Source organism: Streptomyces sp. NPDC029151 (assembly GCF_055564315.1).
In genome coordinates this window covers 1-17,056 of the sequence record NZ_JBVHWQ010000009.1, presented here as the reverse complement: position 1 = coordinate 17,056, position 17,056 = coordinate 1, and the positions used below count along the sequence as shown (strand labels likewise).

Genomic DNA, 17,056 nt, shown 5'->3' with positions numbered 1-17,056 from the left:
GGCCGCGCCGGGAGGCCTGGCGGCCCGACGGCTGCTTCACCCAGGACAACGGACGGCGCATCCGGATAGTGCCGCATCGAAGCACGGAATTACGCGAAATGTGATCACGCGCTCACGCATAGCGAAAATCCATGGCTCCCGGCGGACGTCGCGAGCAGAATCGGCCGATGGAACCCGTCACGCTCACCACGGACCGTCTCCTTCTGCGCCCGGTCGGCCCCGCCGACACCGACGCGGTGTACGCGGCGGTGCAGGATCCCGACATCCAGCGCTGGACGACGGTCCCCTCTCCCTATCTGCCGGAACACGCGATCGGCTTCACGGAGCAGATCGTCCCCGACGGCTGGGCGCAGGGGTCGATGTTCACCTTCGGCCTCTTCCTCGGCGGCGGGGAGCTGGCCGGCATGCTCGCACTCACCATGCGCTCGCTGGGCACGGCCGAGATCGGCTTCTGGGCGGCCAAGGAGCACCGCGGCCACGGGTACGTGGCGGAGGCCGCCCTCGCCGCCTGCCGGTGGGTCTTCACCGAGGTCGGTGTCGACCGTGTCGAGTGGCGGGCCGAGGTCGGCAACCACGCCTCCCGCGCGGTGGCACGGCGCGCGGGTTTCACCGTCGAGGGCACCCTGCGCTCGGGCGTCAACAACAAGGGGGTGCGCCGGGATTGCTGGGTCGGCTCCCTGCTCCCCTCGGACCTCGGCCTGCCCTCCACGGCCCCCTACCTGCCCGCGCGTTCGTGAGCCCCCGCCCACGGCACCCGGGACGGTCCTGGTGAACGCGCAGGTCCTCGCGGGCTGTCAGTGGCACCCTCTATCGTCCGGCACATGACGACCCAGCCGCGCCCCATCACCACGCTCACCGCGGACGAAGCCCGCCGGATCGCTCTGAAGGCCCAGGGCCTGCTCGGCGCGCCCGACCGGCGGGCGGGCGTCCGCGGGGTGCTGCGCCACCTCGGCGCGGTACAGCTCGACACCATCTCGGTCCTCGCCCGCTCCCACGAGCTGGTGCCCTACGCCCGGCTGGGCGCGGTCGGCCGCCAGACCGTGGAGGCCGCGTACTGGACGGACACCCACGCCTTCGAGTACTGGTCGCACGCGGCCTGCATCCTGCCCATCGAGGAGTGGCCGCACTTCGCGTTCCGCCGCCGTGCCTACCGCGACCGCCCGCACTGGCACCACGACCTCCCCGACGGCGCCTACGACCAGGTCATCAAGCAGCTCCGCTCCGAGGGCCCGCTGACCGCCACGGAACTGGGCGGGGCGAAGAAGACGAACGACTGGTGGGACTGGTCGGGCACGAAGGTCGCCGTGGAGCGTGCGCTGATGTACGGCGAGGTGGTGTGCGTCGAGCGGCGCGGCTGGAAGCGGGTGTACGACCTCGCCGAGCGCGCGGTTCCGGACGCGTTGCTGCACGACGAGCTGGACGACACCGAGTGCCTGCGTCGTCTGGTGCGGCTGGCGGGCGAGTCGCTCGGGGTCGGCACGCGCGCGGACATCGCCGACTACCACCGTCTCAAGGCCGAGCAGGTCGACGCGGTGATCGCGGACTCGGGTCTGGTGCCGGTCGAGGTCGAGGGCTGGGGCAGGCCGGCCTGGGCGGACCCGGCGGCCCTGGCGACGCCGCCGCGGGGCCGGCACCGCACCACGCTGCTGTCGCCGTTCGACTCGCTGATCTGGGAGCGGGCGCGCACGGAGCGGATCTTCGGCTTCACCCACCGGCTGGAGGCGTACGTCCCGAAGCCCAAGCGGGTCCACGGATACTTCGCGATGCCGGTGCTGGCGGGCGGCCGGCTGGTCGGGCGTGTCGATCCGGCCCGGGAGGGCCGCACGCTGGTGGCCCGGCAGGTCACCCTGGACGGTCCGAAGGCGGTCCCGGCGGTCGCCCAGGCCCTGGCCGAGGCGGCGACCTGGGTGAACTGCACGAACGTCCGCGTGGAGCGCGTGGACGCCCCCGGGCTGCGCGAGCCCCTCGGCAGGGAGCTCGCCGGGCTGCTCGGATAGCCCCTAGCGGATCTCCAGGATCTTCTCGCGCATCGCGTAGACCACGGCTTCCATCCGGGAGTGCAGCTGCAGTTTCTCCAGGATGTTGCGCACGTGGTTCTTCACGGTGTTCTCGGAGATGAACAACTCCTTGGCGATGTCCCGGTTGTTCATCCCCGTGGCGACGAGCTTGAGGACCTCCAGCTCACGGTCGGTCAGCCGGGGCGCGGGCACCAGCCGGCGCTCGTCGGTCCGCTGGATCATCGACTTGAACTCCGTGAGGAGCTTCGACGCCATGCTCGGACTGATCTGCGACTGCCCGTCGGCGACCGCGCGGATGGCGGTGGCCACCTCGTCGGTCGAGATCTCCTTGAGGAGGTATCCGGTCGCCCCCGCCTTGATCGCGTCGTAGAGGTCGGCCTCCTCGTCGCTGATCGTCAGCATGATGATCTTGGCGCTGGGGGCGACCTCCTTGATGGAGGTGCAGGCCTCGATCCCGCCGCGCTTGGGCATGCGGACGTCCATCAGCACGATGTCGGGCAGCAGATCGGCGGCCTTGTCGACCGCCTCGGCCCCGTCGCCCGCCTCGCCGACGACCTGGATGTCCTCCTCGGCCGCGAGCACGATCTCCAGGCCGCGCCGGAAGAGGGCGTGGTCGTCCACGACCAGGACCCTGATCGGCTCGTCGCGCGACGAGCCCGCGTCCGGGCCCCTGCCGATGACTTCGTCGTCGGCGTCCCCGTCCCGCATCGGTCCGAAGGTGTCCGCCATCGTTCCTCCCCCTGAAGGCTGTGGCCTGTGGTCCTGTGCCATCGCCAACCCAAGGCAGCGGCCCACCGGTTGGGCCGGTACGGCCATGATTTCATGCTCGGACGGCACCGAGGCGACGTGCGGGGCGCGAAGTGGTCGCACACCGGTGCCCCTGGGGGCGCACGCGCGCTCCAGGGGCACCGGCTCAGCTTCAGCCGGGTGGGTCAGCCGCCCAGCGTGCCACCCGCCGCGGGGGGTTGCGCCTCGGCGACCATCGGGTCCGTGCTGAGGTGGATCACGCCGTAGTCGTAGGCGTGTCGCCGGTAGACGACGCTGGGTTCCTTCGTCTCGGAGTCGACGAAGAGGTAGAAGTCGTGGCCGACCAGTTCCATCTCGTAGAGGGCCTGGTCGAGAGTCATCGGGGAGGCGACGTGGGTCTTCTCGCGGACGACGAGGGGGCCTTCGCCCTTGATCTCCAGCGAGCCGATCTTCTTGGTCGGCACACCGTCGGTCTCCTCCTCGTGGACGGGGAGGCCGCTGCCGTTCAGCGTCGCCGCGTCGGGGACGTGGTCGGGGACCTCCGCCGCCGAGATCCGGCGCGCGCCTCGGCGCGAGAACCGCTTGTCGTGCTGCTTGCGCAGCCTGGCGTCCAGTTTCTCCGCCGCCAGGTCGAGTGCCGCGTACGGGTCGCTGGCCGCCGCCTCCGCCCGGATCACCGGACCGCGGGAGCGGAGCGTGATCTCCACTCGGTCACAGCGGTCCGCCTGACGGGGGTTCGGCTCCTTGGACACCTCGACGTCGAGGCTGATCACCTTGGCATCGAGCCTCTGGATCTTCTCCAGCTTCAGCTTCTCGGCCACGTGCTTGCGGAACCGCTCGGGCACCTCGGTCTTGCGGCCTTTGACGACGATGTCCACGCAGAACTCCGTTCCCGGATCGCTCCGCTGCATCGGCGGAGCATCTCCCTTTTGCACCAGGTCCGGTGATCACCGGACCTCGGACTCGGTGACTTCCACCTCCTCCTCCCCCATGGGCGAGAGCTCCACCCCACCGGCGCGGGTGATTGCAGAAAAACCCGCTGCACGGCATTCGGATATGCGAGGTGTGGCCTGCGCCTTTCCTCACACCCGAACATATCTCGCCCGGACGGATGTCGTCACCCTCTACTGCGGCGTACCTCCGTTCAGATGAATTAGTCCTCTCACGACCTGCAACGATGCAGGTCGGCGGTCAGTTCCTGTTCATTTCGAAAGAATCGCGCGGAGCGGCGATCACTGCGGCACGGAGCAACCCGCCGAGGTCGTTCGGGGCCGTCTTTCCCGGTGCATCGTGCACCCACTCCCTCCGCTCCCGCCGTTCACCGATCCGTCGTTCCTCCCTTCCTTCCCGAGTTAAGGCCTCATACACGGCCGATCCACCCTTCCGACGGGATACCGCCGCCTCCCGCAGCGCACGCGCGGCCTCCGCGAGAGAGGCACCTGTCGTCATCAGGTCGTCGACGACCACGACACGGCCCGAGCCGAGCAGCCGACCACCGCCCGGGCTCACCTCCAGCGCCCCTGCGAGGTTCTCCAGGCGCCGCCGCGCGTCCAGCCCGGCCTGGTCCGCCACGGCCCGCCGCTGGCGCAGCACGGCCGCCACCCGGGCCGGTGTCCCGCCGCGCCGCAGCTCCGCGGCCGCCGCGAGCGCCATCCGCCGCACCGGATCGTGCCCACGCGCCCGAACGGCCCACCGGCTGGACGGCACCGGAACCAGCAGCACGGGTTCCCACCCCGGCGCCCCGGCCGGCCGGGCACCGGCGGCGGAGCCTGCTCCGCCCTCACCGAGGCCCACCCGAACGGCCCCCGCCAGGGCCTTGCCCAGCACTCCGGCGAGGAGCAGCGCGCCCCGCTCCTTGTGCGCCAGCAGCAGAGCCCGCACCTCCGTCGCGTACGGAGCCACCGCGTTGACCACCGGCAGCCCGGCCGGCTCCGGCACCGGCCGCACCCTCCGGGGCACACCCGCGTCCAGCGTGGCCCGGCACCGCGGGCAGAGCGCCGTACGAGGTGCACCACAGCCCGCGCAGTCGGCCGGCAGCACCAGGTCGGTGAGGTCCTGCCACCACCCCCGCATGACCACCACTGTGCCGACGCCGGGGCCGGACGGCCACCCCTGTGGACAACGCCCTGTGGACAACCCGGCGCGCCGCGCGTCACGGGTACGGCGAAGGCCCCTCCGGTCCCTCGTCCCCGGCCCGCGAACCGGCCCGCAACCCCGGACGCGGCAACCCCGGCCTCGACCCGGCCCGTCAGCCCCGCCGGCCCCAAGCCACCAGTCCAGGCCCGTCAGCCCGGATAGACCGGCGCCGTCCCGTCCTTGTCGACCTTCTGCCACTGCGCCCCGGACGGCAGCCGTACGATCCCGTCCTCCGAGAAGGCCACCAGCGGCACCCGCTCGTCCTCGGCCGCGGCGATCGCCTTCACGCTGGTCAGCGCGCCCGGAGCCGGGCCGTCGAGCGTGGAGCCGTCGACCTGGACGTACCGCATCTGCTGCACACCGCCCTGCTCCTGGCCCACGACGAGCAGCCTGCTGTCCCCGGCCCAGGAGATGGCGCTGACCTGCTCCAGGTCCGGTGCCGCCGACCGCAGTCCGTCCACCGAGATGCCCTGGCCGGTCCCGTCGTCGCGCTGGATCCGGCCGATGTACAGGGACTGCCTGCCGTCCTTCGCGGCCACGACCAGCGCGATGCGTGCGCCGTCCGCGGCCACCCGGGCGTCCGTGATCTGGCCGGGCAGGCCGGGGACGGCGACCTGCTCCGGTTTCCCGACGCCCTGGTCCAGGACGAACAGCCGCGGCCGGTGCGGGTCGCGGTCGGCCACCCACAGGTCACCTCGGGCGTCCCAGCTCGGCGTGGTCAGCCGCTGCTCGGGAACCGGACCGACACTGGTCACCTTGGGATCACCGAGCGAACCGCCCGACGCCAGCGCCGTCACGTACAGCGACCTGCCCTCGTCGCCGATCCCGGCCGCGGTGTGCTCGTCCCGCGACACCGCCACCGACTGCAGCGCCTTGCCGCCCTCGCCCAGCGGCCCCGGCACCGGTACGGATCCGGTGCCGGTGCTCCCGGTCGGCATGCGCACCACCCGGCGCTTGCCGTCGAGGAAGTACAGGTACTCCGGGTGCTTGGTCGACCCGCGCCAGGCGCCGGACTCCGCGCGTTCCTCGGTCAGTTCGCACAGCCGGTCGTCGCCGCTCCCGCGCAGTTCGACGGACTCCAGCGTCGGCGCCAGGTTCCGCAGCGTGAACAGCACCTGCGTCGCCATCTCGGTGCACTTGCCCGCGGCGACCCGGGACGCCTTCAGGTTCAGCGGCACCGTCAGCTTGTTCTGGTCGTCCGGCGCCAGATCGGACACACCCTTACGCAGCGCCGTACCGGTCGGGAAGCTGGACCTGACCACCGGACGGAGCCAGTCGGTGGGCCCGTGCAGCAGCGAGCGGACCATCTGGGTCATCGGGTCGACCTTGCTGCGCACGAACACCGGATCGGCGACCGCCACCGGCTGCCCGCCCGCTCCGGCCGACGCGTCGGAGGCGAAGTAGTACTTGTCGACGGAGGTGTAGTTCCGCTGGAAGTCCGACTTGCCCATGACGACCCCGTCGGGCAGCCCGTCGATGCGCCACTGCCCGCTCTTGGCGTCCTTCGTCAGGTGGAGCTTCTTGCGGTAGGAGCCGTCGGCGGGCTGGTAAGCCTGCTGCGCGTCGACCGTCGCGACCCGGGTGCCGGCCAGCAGGCAGGTGACGCTGTTGGTCTCCTCCCGGCCGCCCGGGCGGCAGTCGGTCTCGATGGTCGGCCCGTTCGCGAGGACGGTGGTCGACTGCTCCGGCCGCCACCTGCCCGCCGCGTCGGCCGTCAGGTACTTGCGCGCCGTGTCGTACCCGGGGTCGTCGCTGGTCAAAGCCTCCAGGAAGCCCTGCATGATCTCGCCCGGTCCGGCGCCGTCGGCCGGCGGCATGGCGAACACCCGGACCCCGGTGTCCTGCCGCGGTGTGGACTCCACGTCCTGCAGATCCCCGCTGTCGGGCATCGAGGCACAACCGGCCAGCAGTACGACACCCAAGGCGGCGTACGCCGCCACGCGCCCCGACCGCCGCCGTGCGCCCCCCTTGCGGTCAGCGGCCACGAAATGCCTCCCCTGGCTCGTTCGAGTCCTGCGCCGCTGTCGAGTCCTGCGCCGCTGTCGAGTCCTGCGGCCCCTGCGCACCGGGCCGGCCCGAGTCCGCCCCGGGCGCCTGCGGTGCCGCCGGTGCCGCGGACGAGGCGGGAGCGGCGGGCCCCTCGCCCGTGCGCCGGGCGCCACCGGTGGGCCGGGGCACCACGCGCGCGCCGTTGCCGTTGCCGGGCAGGGCGGTCGGGTCGGCGGCCGGTGTCGCGGCCGGCCGCGGCGCGATCGGGGTCCGCGGCGGCAGCGCGGGCGTCTGGGCGCCGGCCTGCTGCACCGGAACGGTCGCCCGTTTCTCCCCGCCGTCGCGGGACGCGCCGGTGTCGTCGAGGCCGCGGTTGCGGCGCGAGTCCTTGGGCTCCAGCGGTATCGGCGAGCCCCGCAGCGGCTCGTCCGCGGTCCTGGGCAGCGTCAGCCGGAACTGGGAACCGCCGCCCGGCTCGCCCCAGGCCTGCAACCAGCCCCCGTGCAGCCGCGCGTCCTCCAGGGCGATCGACAGCCCGAGGCCCGTACCGCCGGTGGTACGCGCGCGTGCCGGATCCGCCCGCCAGAAGCGGCTGAAGACCCGGGTCGCCTCGCCGGGCTTCAGCCCGACGCCGTAGTCCCGTACCGCGATGGCCACGGCCCCGCCCGCCGCGGCCAGCTTGACCACGACGTCCTTGCCCTCGCCGTGCTCGACCGCGTTGACCACGAGGTTGCGCAGGACGCGCTCCACACGCCGGGCGTCCGCCTCGGCGACGACGGGCTGCTGGTCGCCGACCACCCGTACGTGCGTGCCCTTGCGCTCGGCGAGCGGCTCGGCACCGCTCACCACCCGCCGGACGACCTCCCTGAGGTCGATCGGCTCGGCCTCCAGCGCCGCCGCGCCGGCGTCGAAACGGCTGATCTCCAGCAGGTCCGCGAGCAGCGACTCGAACCGGTCCAGCTGGTCGGCGAGCAACTCGGCCGACCGCGCGGTCACCGGGTCGAAGTCCTCCCGCGCCTCATGGATGACGTCGGCGGCCATCCGGACGGTCGTCAGCGGGGTGCGCAACTCGTGCGAGACATCGGAGACGAACCGCCGCTGCATCCGCGACAGGTCCTCCAGCTGCTGGATCTTGACCTGAAGGTTCTGCGCCATCTTGTTGAAGGCCTCGCCCAGACGCGCGATGTCGTCCTCGCCGGTGACCTTCATCCGCTCCTGGAGCCGCCCCGCGGACAGCCGCTCCGCGATCCCGGCCGCCATCCGGACCGGCGTGACGACCTGCCGCACCACCAGCCAGGCGATGGCTCCGAGCAGGACGACGACGAACAGCCCGGCCGTGGCGAGGGTGCCCTTGACCAGGCTGAGGGATTTCTCCTCCTGCGTGAGCGGGAAGAGGTAGTACAACTCGTACGGGCGGCCGTTGGGGTCGTTGACCTGCTTGCCGATGGCGAGCCCCGGCTGCGACTCCTTGCCGCCGTAGTAGACGATCCGCGTGTTGCTCTGGACGGCCGTCGTACCGCTGTTCACCCGCTCGCGCAGGGCCGCGGGCACGCTGGAGGTCGGGTTGACGTTCCCGGAGCCGCGCGGGCTGCGGCCGCCGCCGCTGTCGTCGCCCACCGGCAGCGTCACGACGTCGAAGGCGCCCGCACCCCCGCTGGACAGCGACTCCACGAGGTCGCTCATCCACGGGATGACGTTCTGCGACTGCCGCCCGTCCTCGGTCGACGCGCCGTCACCGGTGCCACCGGTACCGCTCGCCGCCTCGTCGGCCTTCTGCTTGGCCACCGCGAACCCGCCCGTGGCCTGACTCTGCGACGCCCTCACCTTCGCGTCCAGCAGGCCGTTGCGCACCTGCCCGATCACGACGAAGCCCAGCAGCAGGACGACCCCCAGCGACATCAACAGGGTGGTCGCCACGACCCGCAGCTGGATGTTGCGCCGCCACAGCCGCATCACCGGCAGCAGCGGACGGCGCACCCAGCGCAGGAACAGGCGCAGCACCGGGCTGCCCTGGACCCCGCCCTCCAGCAGGCCGCCGTCGAACAGGCCCCGCAGGCGCGCACCCGCCGCCGGCCGGCCGACAGGCCGCCCCGGACGGGCCCCGGAACCGCCGGGGGCCGAAGCGGCACTGTCCCCGGACATGTCAGCTCGGTCCGGCCTTGTAACCGACACCACGGACGGTCACCACGATCTCCGGCCGCTCCGGGTCCTTCTCGACCTTGGAGCGCAGCCGCTGGACGTGCACGTTGACCAGCCGCGTGTCGGCCGCGTGCCGGTAACCCCACACCTGCTCCAGGAGCACCTCGCGGGTGAACACCTGCCACGGCTTGCGCGCGAGCGCGACCAGCAGGTCGAACTCCAGCGGCGTCAGCGCGATGGACTGCCCGTCCCGCTTCACCGAGTGCCCGGCGACATCGATGACCAGGTCACCGATGGTCAGCTGCTCCGGCGCCGGCTCCTCGGACCTCCGCAGCCGCGCCCGGATCCGGGCCACCAGCTCCTTCGGCTTGAACGGCTTGACGATGTAGTCGTCGGCGCCCGACTCCAGGCCCACGACCACGTCGACGGTGTCGCTCTTGGCCGTGAGCATCACGATCGGCACACCGGACTCCGCCCGGATCAGCCGGCACACCTCGATGCCGTCCCGTCCGGGCAGCATCAGGTCGAGCAGCACCAGATCGGGCTTGCTCTCACGGAAAGCGGCCAGCGCCTTGTCGCCGTCGGCTACGAAAGACGGCTCAAAACCTTCACCACGCAGCACAATGCCGAGCATCTCGGCCAGTGCGGTGTCGTCGTCGACGACAAGGACTCGTCCCTTCATAAACGACATCATCCCATTCTCGTAACAGTGACAGAGGCGCTGGTGAGCGAGGTCACTGGCCGGTGACGATAGTCGTACGGGGCCGTCACTGTCTGCCCCTCCCCGACGATCACCGGACTCCTCGGGCTCCGGCCGGCAGGGCGGCAGAGCGTGACGGGCAGGCCCGACAGCCGCGCCCCCGCCCGTCCCCCCTCCCCGCCCCGCTGTCTGCGAATGGGATCAGGACCTCGTCGATCAGGTCGTCGTCACCCGGCGCGAGGTGGCGCACAGTTCCGCGAGGGACTCCGCCGTCACGGGTGAGGCCGCTCCCTCCTCGGTGACGATCGCCGTCACCAGCTCGGGCGGCGTCACATCGAACGCCGGGTTGTACGCCTGCGTCCCCAGCGGCGCCACCGGAACCCCGCCGCCGGGCCCCGCCACCGGCACCTGCGGCGCCATCACCTCGGTCACCTCGAAGCCGGGACGCTGCTCGACCTCGATGGACGCCCCGTCCGGCGTGTCCAGGTCCACCGTCGTCACCGGCGCCACCACGATGAACGGCACATGGTGGTACCGGGCGAGCACGGCGAGCGGATAACTCCCGACCTTGTTCGCCACCGAACCGTCGGCCGCGATCCGGTCCGCCCCGATCAGCACCGCGTCCACCTCGCCCGCCGCGAACAGCGAACCCGCCGCGTTGTCGGTGAGCAGGCTGAACGCCATGCCGTTGCGGGCCGCCTCGTACGCCGTGAGACGGGCGCCCTGCAGCAGCGGCCGCGTCTCGTCCACCCACAGCCGTCGCAGCCGGCCCGCCCGGTGCGTCGCGAGAGCCACCGCGAAGGCCGTGCCCTCCCCGCCCGACACCAGCGCACCGGTGTTGCAGTGCGTCAGGATCCGGTGCCCGCCGCCCGGCAGCAGCTCGTCCAGCAGCGCCAGACCGTGCGCCGCCATCCGGGCACTGGCCTCGGCGTCCTCCCGGTGCAGCGCCCGCGCCGCGGCCAGTGCCGCCACGGCGCCGGCCGTGGGGTCACCGGTCCCGGCCAGCGCCGCCTGGTAGGCGGCCTCGGCCCGGCGGACCCCCACGGACAGGTTCACCGCGGTGGGCCTGGCCTCCTCCAGCGCCCGCGCCGCCTCGGCCACGTCGAAGCCGCGCGCGGCGGCGAGCGCGACGCCGTACGCGCCCGCGATCCCGAGCAGCGGCGCCCCGCGCACGGCGAGCGAACGGATCGCCTCCACCAGCGCCGCCGCGTCCGTACACACCAACTCGACCTCTTCGGCCGGGAGCCTCGTCTGATCAAGAAGGACCAGTACGGGACCTTCTGGTGGTTCCTCCCATCGGATCGCAGGTATGTCGGTCGGCCGCTTGTCCCCGCTGCTGGTTCGCGCCTGCTGATCAGCCATGCCGTCAGTCTGCCCCGGATACGGCGGACAATTGAAGGTGGCCGCCGCCCACCGCGGCCGATCACCGGGCCACCAGCCCATGGCACGATGGCTGCCAACCTGCCGCCGCGACCGCGGACGGGCACCGTGAAGGAGCTTCGATGACAGACACTCCGGGCTGGGCCTCGCCCGGATCCGACCCGTCGTCCGAGGGTCGGGAAACCGGTGCGTCCGGCCCCGCCGAACCCGCCGACCGCCCCGGCCCCACCGAGCCCGCGCCGCAGCCGGGCACGGAACCGCAGAACCCAGGCGGGAAGTGGTCCAAGGAGCAGCCGCCACCCGGCCAGTGGTCGGCGCCCACCGGTGCCCCCGGCCCCCACCACGCCCCGCCGCCCCCACCGCCCGGCCCGGGTTGGGGCGGCCCGCACCCCGGCGGCCCAGGCCCCGGCGGCTACGGCGGCGGATACGGCCCTCCCGGCGGCTACGGCGGACCTCCGCCCGGCCACGGCGGCTACGGCCACCCCGGCTGGGGCGGCTGGGGCGGCCCGCCGCCCGCGGCCAAGCCCGGTGTCATCCCGCTGCGTCCGCTCGGCGTCGGTGAGATCCTCGACGGCGCCGTGTCCACCATGCGCACCTACTGGCGGACGGTCCTCGGCATCGCGCTGGCCGTCGCCGTGGTCACGGACACCTGCCTCGTCCTCGTGCAGGGCCTCTTCCTCAACGACGCCCTCAGCACCGCGCAGCTCGACAGCCGGACCGCCACCCCCGACGACGTGTACCGCGCCCTGCGCGAGTCCATGATCGGCAGCGGGATCGTCACGGTGATCTCCGCAGCCGCCGTCATCGTCGCCACCGCCCTGCTCACGACCATCACCAGCCGCGCCGTGCTCGGCAAGCCGGTCAGCACCGGCGAGGCCTGGCGGGAGGCACGCCCGCAGATCCCGAAGCTGGCCGGTCTGCTGGTCCTGCTCGGCCTGATCACCGTCGGCGTGGTCCTCGCCGGCGCCCTGCCCGGCTTCCTGGTCCTGCTGTCCGGCGGAAGCGACGCCGGCGGAGCCGCGCTGTTCGCGCTGGGCATCCTCGCAGGCGTCATCGTCGCGGTGTGGCTGGCCATCCGCTACTACCTGGCCGCCCCCGCCCTCATGCTGGAACGCCAGGGCATCACCAAGTCCATGAGCCGCTCCGCCAAGCTGGTGCGCGGGGCCTGGTGGCGGGTCTTCGGCATCCAGCTGCTGGCCTGGCTCATCGCCAACATCATCTCCGCGATCATCACCATCCCGTTCGCCCTGATCGGGACGGCCGTGAGCGGCGACAGCATGGGCAACTTCCTCGGCACCAGCGGCGAACCCGTCGGCTGGAGCTTCCTGATCATCCGGGGCATCGGCTCCCTGATCGGCACCACACTCACCCTTCCGATCAGCGCCGGCGTCACCGTGCTCCTCTACATCGACCAGCGCATCCGCCGCGAGGCCCTCGACCTCGAACTGGCCCGCGCCGCCGGCGTCCAGGACTACGGCACCGGCGCCACCGGGCCCGTCCCCGGGAGCTGATGCGGTGAGCCTCACGGGGGAAGTTCTCACGGCGGCGTCCTCGTCGGGCGCCGCCGCCACCGTCGTACGAGGGCTGCTGCACGTATCGGACCAGGCCTTCCTGGCGGCCGGCGGCTCCGGAGACGAACCGCCGGTGACCATCCCGCGGGATCCCGCCAGGGAGGCGGCCCGGCGCGAGCTGTCCAAGCGGATGTACCACGAGAACGACCCCAGCCTGCTCCAGCGCGCCCTGAACGCCTTCTGGAACTGGGTCGACCGGCTGTTCGGCACGGCGGCCTCGGCGACCCCGGGCGGCACGGTCGGCCTGCTCGTCGTCATCCTGTTCGTCGTCGCCGTGCTCGCCGCCCTGTGGTGGCGCCTCGGCACGCCCCGCCGCCGGCCCTCCTCGGCCGCCCCCCTCTTCGGCGAACGCCCCCGCAGCGCCGCCGAACACCGGGCCGCCAGCGAGGCACACGCGGCCCAGGGCCACTGGAACCAGGCCGTCCAGGAGCGCATGCGCGCCCTCGTTCGCTCCCTGGAGGAACGCGCCCTCCTCGACGTACGCCCCGGCCGCACCGCCGACGAGGCAGCCGCCGAGGCCGGCCGCGTCCTGCCCGCGCACGCGGACCGGCTCCGCGCCGCCGCCGGCGCGTTCGACGACGTCACATACGGCGGGCGCCGGGCCGGCGAGCAGGCGTACCACCGGCTCGCCGAACTCGACCGCGACGTGGAACGCACCAAGCCGACCCTCGCCAACCACCCTGCCGGTACCACCGGCACGGACCGCAGCACCCGCCAGGGGGCAGCCGAGTGACCACCGAGGCCACGTCGGCCGGCACCTCCCTCGCGCCCGCCGGCCGCCGGTTCTGGACCCGCACACGCGGCATCGCGTTCGCCGCCGTACTGCTCCTGGCCGCGGCCGTCGCCATGGCCGCCGTACGTTCCACCGCCCGGCACGGCGAACTGGACCCGCGCTCCGCCGACCCCTACGGCAGCCGCGCCGTCGCCCACCTCCTCGGCGAACGCGGCGTCTCCACCCGCGTGGTCACCACACTCGGGGCGGCCCGGGCCGCCGCCGGCCCCGACACCACGCTCCTGGTCGCCGTACCGGACCTGCTGAGCCGCCGTCAGCAGACCGACCTGCACGCGGCAACGGCCTCCTCCGGCGGACGCACCGTCCTCGTCGCGCCCGGCAGCTGGTCCGTCGAACGGCTCGCCCCCGGGGTCACCGCGGACCCCGCCACCAGTGGCGCGGACACACTCGCCCCGGGCTGCACCCTGCCCGAGGCCCGGCGGGCCGGCACCGCCGACACCGGCGGCATCCGCTACACCACCACCCGCCTCGACGCCGACTCCTGCTACCCCAGCGCACGCCTCGCCACCCTGCTGCGCGTCCCCGCGTCCTCCGGAGGCGGTGACACCGTCGTCCTGGGCGCGCCCGACATCCTCTACAACGACCGCCTCGACGAGCAGGGCAACGCGTCGCTCGCCCTCCAACTCCTCGGCTCCCGCCACCATCTGGTCTGGTACCTCCCCTCGCTGTCCGACTCCGCCGCCACCGATCCCGGTGAGCGGAAGAGCGTCCTTGAGCTGCTCCCCTCGAGCTGGCTCTGGGCCACCCTGCAACTCTTCATCGCGGCGGTCCTCGCCGCGTTCTGGCGGGCACGCCGCTTCGGCCCCCTCGTGCCCGAGAGACTCCCCGTCGCGATCCGCGCCTCGGAGACCGCCGAGGGACGCGCCCGCCTCTACCGCAAAGCCGACGCCCGCGACCGCGCCGCCGCCGCTCTCCGCGCCGCCACCCGCACCCGCCTGGCCCCCCTCGTCGGCGTCCCCGCCGCACAGGCACACACGCCCGAGGCGCTGCTTCCCGCCCTGCCCGCCCACCTCTCCGGTGTCGGACAGACCCCGCACTCCCTCCTCTTCGGACCGCCGCCCGGCGACGACGCGGCCCTCATCGCACTCACCGACCAACTCGACGCCCTCGAAAGAGAGGTACGCCGTTCATGATGGACCCGACCACCGACACCGCCGGGCAGAGCGGAGACCCCGGCGCCGCCCGGGCCTCCCTGGAAGCCCTGCGCGCCGAGATCGCCAAAGCCGTGGTCGGCCAGGACCCCGCCGTGACCGGCCTCGTCGTCGCCCTCCTCTGCCGCGGACACGTACTACTAGAAGGAGTCCCCGGGGTCGCCAAAACGTTGCTCGTCCGCACTCTCGCGTCCGCACTCGAACTCGACACCAAGCGGGTCCAGTTCACTCCCGACCTGATGCCGAGCGACGTCACCGGCTCCCTCGTCTACGACGCCCGCACCGCGGAGTTCTCCTTCCAGCCGGGCCCGGTGTTCACCAACCTGCTCCTGGCGGACGAGATCAACCGCACCCCGCCCAAGACGCAGTCGTCCCTCCTGGAGGCCATGGAGGAACGCCAGGTCACGGTCGACGGCACCCCGCGCCCACTCCCCGAACCGTTCCTCGTCGCCGCGACGCAGAACCCGGTCGAATACGAGGGCACCTACCCCCTGCCCGAAGCCCAACTGGACCGGTTCCTGCTGAAACTGACGATCCCTCTGCCGTCCCGGCAGGACGAGATCGACATCCTCACCCGGCACGCCTCGGGCTTCAACCCGCGCGACCTGCGCGCCGCCGGCGTACGCCCGGTCGCCGGCCCCGCGGACCTCGAAGCAGCCCGCGCCGCGGTCGCCAGGACGACCGTGTCTCCCGAGATCACCGCCTACGTCGTCGACATCTGCCGCGCCACGCGCGAGTCGCCCTCCCTCACCCTCGGCGTCTCCCCGCGCGGCGCCACCGCCCTGCTGGCCACCTCACGTGCCTGGGCCTGGCTGACCGGCCGCGACTACGTCATCCCCGACGATGTGAAGGCCCTCGCTCTGCCCACCCTGCGTCACCGCGTCCAACTGCGACCGGAGGCCGAGATGGAAGGCGTGACCGCCGACTCGGTCATCAACGCGATCCTGGCTCACGTCCCGGTCCCCCGCTGATGGCACTCACCGGACGCGCCGCCCTCCTCGCGGCCCTCGGCTCGATCCCCGTCGGCATCCTCGAACCGGGCTGGACGGGACTCCTCGCGGTCAACGGCCCCCTGGCGCTGGCCTATGCCTGCGACTACGCACTGGCCGCCCCGGTACGCCGTCTCCTACTGACCCGCTCCGGCGACACCTCCACCCGTCTCGGTGACACCGCCGACGTCACGCTCACGATCACCAACCCGTCCCGCCGCCCGCTGCGTGCCCAGGTGCGGGACGCGTGGCCACCGAGCAGTTGGCAACCGGGTACCGAGATCGAATCCTCCCGGCACCGGCTGTCCGTCCCCCCGGGGGAACGCCGGCGCGTGACGACCCGCCTTCGCCCCACCCGCCGCGGCGACCGGCAGGCCGACCGTGTCACCGTCCGTTCCTACGGTCCCCTCGGCCTGTTCTCCCGCCAGGGCGCCCACAAGGTGCCTTGGACCGTACGAGTTCTGCCCCCGTTCACCAGCCGAAAGCACCTTCCGTCGAAACTCGCACGATTGCGTGAACTCGACGGCCGCACGAGCGTGCTGACCCGCGGCGAGGGAACGGAGTTCGACAGCCTGCGCGAGTACGTTGCCGGAGACGACACCCGTTCGATCGACTGGCGCGCCACGGCCCGGCAGTCCTCCGTCGCCGTCCGCACCTGGCGGCCCGAGCGCGACCGGCACATCCTCCTGGTCCTGGACACCGGCCGCACCTCGGCCGGCCGCGTGGGCGACGCTCCACGCCTGGACGCCTCGATGGACGCTGCCCTGCTGCTGGCCGCCCTCGCCTCCCGCGCAGGCGACCGCGTGGCCCTGCTCGCCTACGACCGCCGGGTACGCGCCCTGGTCCAGGGCCGCTCAGCAGGCGACGTGCTGCCCTCCCTGGTCCACGCGATGGCGTCGCTCGAACCGGAACTGCTGGAGACCGACGCCCGCGGCCTGACCGCCACCGCCCTCAGGACCGCCCCGCGGCGTTCGCTGATCGTGCTCCTCACCACTCTGGACGCCGCTCCGGTCGAGCAGGGCCTGCTCCCGGTGCTCCCTCAACTCACTCAACGCCACACCGTTCTGGTCGCCTCGGTAGCGGATCCGCACATTGCCCGCATGGCACAGGCCAGGGGCACCGCGGAGGCGGTGTACGAGGCGGCGGCTGCGGCCCAGGCCGACATCGAGCGCCGTCGTACTGCGGAACAACTCCGCCGTCACGGGGTGACAGTGGTGGACGCGACTCCGGAGGATCTGGCGCCGGCACTCGCGGATGCCTATCTGGCACTGAAAGCGGCGGGCCGCCTCTGAAAAGGCGCGGTCCGCCGTCTCATGCCCTCTACGCCTCTACGGCCTCAAGGAGCCCTGAACGCAGAAAACCCCCGCATCGACCCGATGCGGGGGTTTTCCCAAAGATTGTTCGGCGGCGTCCTACTCTCCCACAGGGTCCCCCCTGCAGTAC

14 protein-coding genes are annotated in these 17,056 nt (G+C 72.7%); 7 read left to right on the top strand and 7 right to left on the bottom strand.

The features are described from left to right. Nucleotides 1-167: 167 nt before the first annotated feature. A complete protein-coding gene (locus tag ACZ4VF_RS29180) occupies nt 168-737 on the top strand; it encodes a GNAT family N-acetyltransferase (protein WP_467929686.1) in 570 nt (189 codons plus the stop codon). 84 nt (nt 738-821) lie between these two features. Next, the gene (locus ACZ4VF_RS29175; protein WP_467929685.1) at nt 822-1,997 is read left to right on the top strand and encodes a winged helix-turn-helix domain-containing protein; all 1,176 of its coding nucleotides are present in this window, start codon (nt 822-824) and stop codon (nt 1,995-1,997) included. 3 nt (nt 1,998-2,000) lie between these two features. Here the strand turns inward: ACZ4VF_RS29175 and ACZ4VF_RS29170 are convergent, their stop codons facing one another. The 7 genes from ACZ4VF_RS29170 to mtnA all read right to left on the bottom strand — a co-directional run bounded on the left by ACZ4VF_RS29170 (nt 2,001) and on the right by mtnA (nt 11,091). After that, complete coding sequence (locus ACZ4VF_RS29170; protein WP_467929684.1) at nt 2,001-2,747, bottom strand: response regulator; 747 nt, start codon at nt 2,745-2,747, stop codon at nt 2,001-2,003. 203 nt (nt 2,748-2,950) lie between these two features. Continuing rightward, nucleotides 2,951-3,643, bottom strand: coding sequence for a ribosome hibernation-promoting factor, HPF/YfiA family (gene hpf, locus ACZ4VF_RS29165; protein ID WP_467930054.1), 693 nt, complete (start codon nt 3,641-3,643; stop codon nt 2,951-2,953). 313 nt (nt 3,644-3,956) lie between these two features. Continuing rightward, entirely contained in the window at nt 3,957-4,838 is an 882-nt protein-coding gene (locus ACZ4VF_RS29160; RefSeq protein WP_467929682.1) for a ComF family protein, read from the bottom strand. 212 nt (nt 4,839-5,050) lie between these two features. Then, a complete protein-coding gene (locus tag ACZ4VF_RS29155; RefSeq protein WP_467929681.1) occupies nt 5,051-6,886 on the bottom strand; it encodes an LpqB family beta-propeller domain-containing protein in 1,836 nt (611 codons plus the stop codon). Beyond that, on the bottom strand, nt 6,876-9,032 hold the full coding sequence (gene mtrB / locus ACZ4VF_RS29150; protein ID WP_467929679.1) for an MtrAB system histidine kinase MtrB: 2,157 nt from the start codon (nt 9,030-9,032) through the stop codon (nt 6,876-6,878). The genes ACZ4VF_RS29155 and mtrB overlap by 11 nt, the downstream gene beginning before the upstream one ends. Before the next feature lies 1 nt (nt 9,033). Beyond that, entirely contained in the window at nt 9,034-9,723 is a 690-nt protein-coding gene (gene mtrA / locus ACZ4VF_RS29145; protein ID WP_187279108.1) for a two-component system response regulator MtrA, read from the bottom strand. A gap of 222 nt (nt 9,724-9,945) precedes the next feature. Next, a complete protein-coding gene (mtnA, locus tag ACZ4VF_RS29140; RefSeq protein ID WP_467929678.1) occupies nt 9,946-11,091 on the bottom strand; it encodes an S-methyl-5-thioribose-1-phosphate isomerase in 1,146 nt (381 codons plus the stop codon). A 140-nt stretch (nt 11,092-11,231) separates the two neighbouring features. On the opposite strand from mtnA, the gene ACZ4VF_RS29135 reads away from it, so the two are divergent. The 5 genes from ACZ4VF_RS29135 to ACZ4VF_RS29115 are packed head-to-tail and all read left to right on the top strand — an operon-like array spanning nt 11,232 to nt 16,905. After that, nucleotides 11,232-12,620 carry a glycerophosphoryl diester phosphodiesterase membrane domain-containing protein gene (locus ACZ4VF_RS29135; RefSeq protein WP_467929677.1) on the top strand — a complete coding sequence of 463 codons (1,389 nt, stop codon included), beginning with the start codon at nt 11,232-11,234 and terminating at the stop codon, nt 12,618-12,620. Between the two features lie 4 nt (nt 12,621-12,624). Next, complete coding sequence (locus ACZ4VF_RS29130; protein ID WP_467929676.1) at nt 12,625-13,413, top strand: DUF4129 domain-containing protein; 789 nt, start codon at nt 12,625-12,627, stop codon at nt 13,411-13,413. Continuing rightward, complete coding sequence (locus ACZ4VF_RS29125) at nt 13,410-14,606, top strand: DUF4350 domain-containing protein (protein WP_467929674.1); 1,197 nt, start codon at nt 13,410-13,412, stop codon at nt 14,604-14,606. The genes ACZ4VF_RS29130 and ACZ4VF_RS29125 overlap by 4 nt, the downstream gene beginning before the upstream one ends. After that, nucleotides 14,606-15,595: an AAA family ATPase gene (locus ACZ4VF_RS29120; protein ID WP_467930053.1), complete on the top strand. Its 990-nt coding sequence runs from the start codon at nt 14,606-14,608 to the stop codon at nt 15,593-15,595. The genes ACZ4VF_RS29125 and ACZ4VF_RS29120 overlap by 1 nt, the downstream gene beginning before the upstream one ends. Continuing rightward, nucleotides 15,595-16,905 (top strand): DUF58 domain-containing protein, encoded by a 1,311-nt coding sequence (locus ACZ4VF_RS29115; protein ID WP_467929673.1) that lies wholly within the window; start codon nt 15,595-15,597, stop codon nt 16,903-16,905. The genes ACZ4VF_RS29120 and ACZ4VF_RS29115 overlap by 1 nt, the downstream gene beginning before the upstream one ends. Nucleotides 16,906-17,056 lie beyond the last annotated feature (151 nt).

Excerpts from the sequence above, each read along its gene's own strand:
- mtrA (WP_187279108.1), bottom strand. The coding sequence starts at position 9,723 with ATGATGTCGTTTATGAAGGGACGAGTCCTTGTCGTCGACGACGACACC.
- ACZ4VF_RS29120 (WP_467930053.1), top strand. The coding sequence starts at position 14,606 with ATGGACCCGACCACCGACACCGCCGGGCAGAGCGGAGACCCCGGCGCC.
- mtrB (WP_467929679.1), bottom strand. The coding sequence starts at position 9,032 with ATGTCCGGGGACAGTGCCGCTTCGGCCCCCGGCGGTTCCGGGGCCCGT.
- ACZ4VF_RS29180 (WP_467929686.1), top strand. The coding sequence starts at position 168 with ATGGAACCCGTCACGCTCACCACGGACCGTCTCCTTCTGCGCCCGGTC.
- ACZ4VF_RS29170 (WP_467929684.1), bottom strand. The coding sequence starts at position 2,747 with ATGGCGGACACCTTCGGACCGATGCGGGACGGGGACGCCGACGACGAA.
- mtnA (WP_467929678.1), bottom strand. The coding sequence starts at position 11,091 with ATGGCTGATCAGCAGGCGCGAACCAGCAGCGGGGACAAGCGGCCGACC.
- ACZ4VF_RS29115 (WP_467929673.1), top strand. The coding sequence starts at position 15,595 with ATGGCACTCACCGGACGCGCCGCCCTCCTCGCGGCCCTCGGCTCGATC.
- ACZ4VF_RS29160 (WP_467929682.1), bottom strand. The coding sequence starts at position 4,838 with ATGCGGGGGTGGTGGCAGGACCTCACCGACCTGGTGCTGCCGGCCGAC.
- ACZ4VF_RS29135 (WP_467929677.1), top strand. The coding sequence starts at position 11,232 with ATGACAGACACTCCGGGCTGGGCCTCGCCCGGATCCGACCCGTCGTCC.
- ACZ4VF_RS29175 (WP_467929685.1), top strand. The coding sequence starts at position 822 with ATGACGACCCAGCCGCGCCCCATCACCACGCTCACCGCGGACGAAGCC.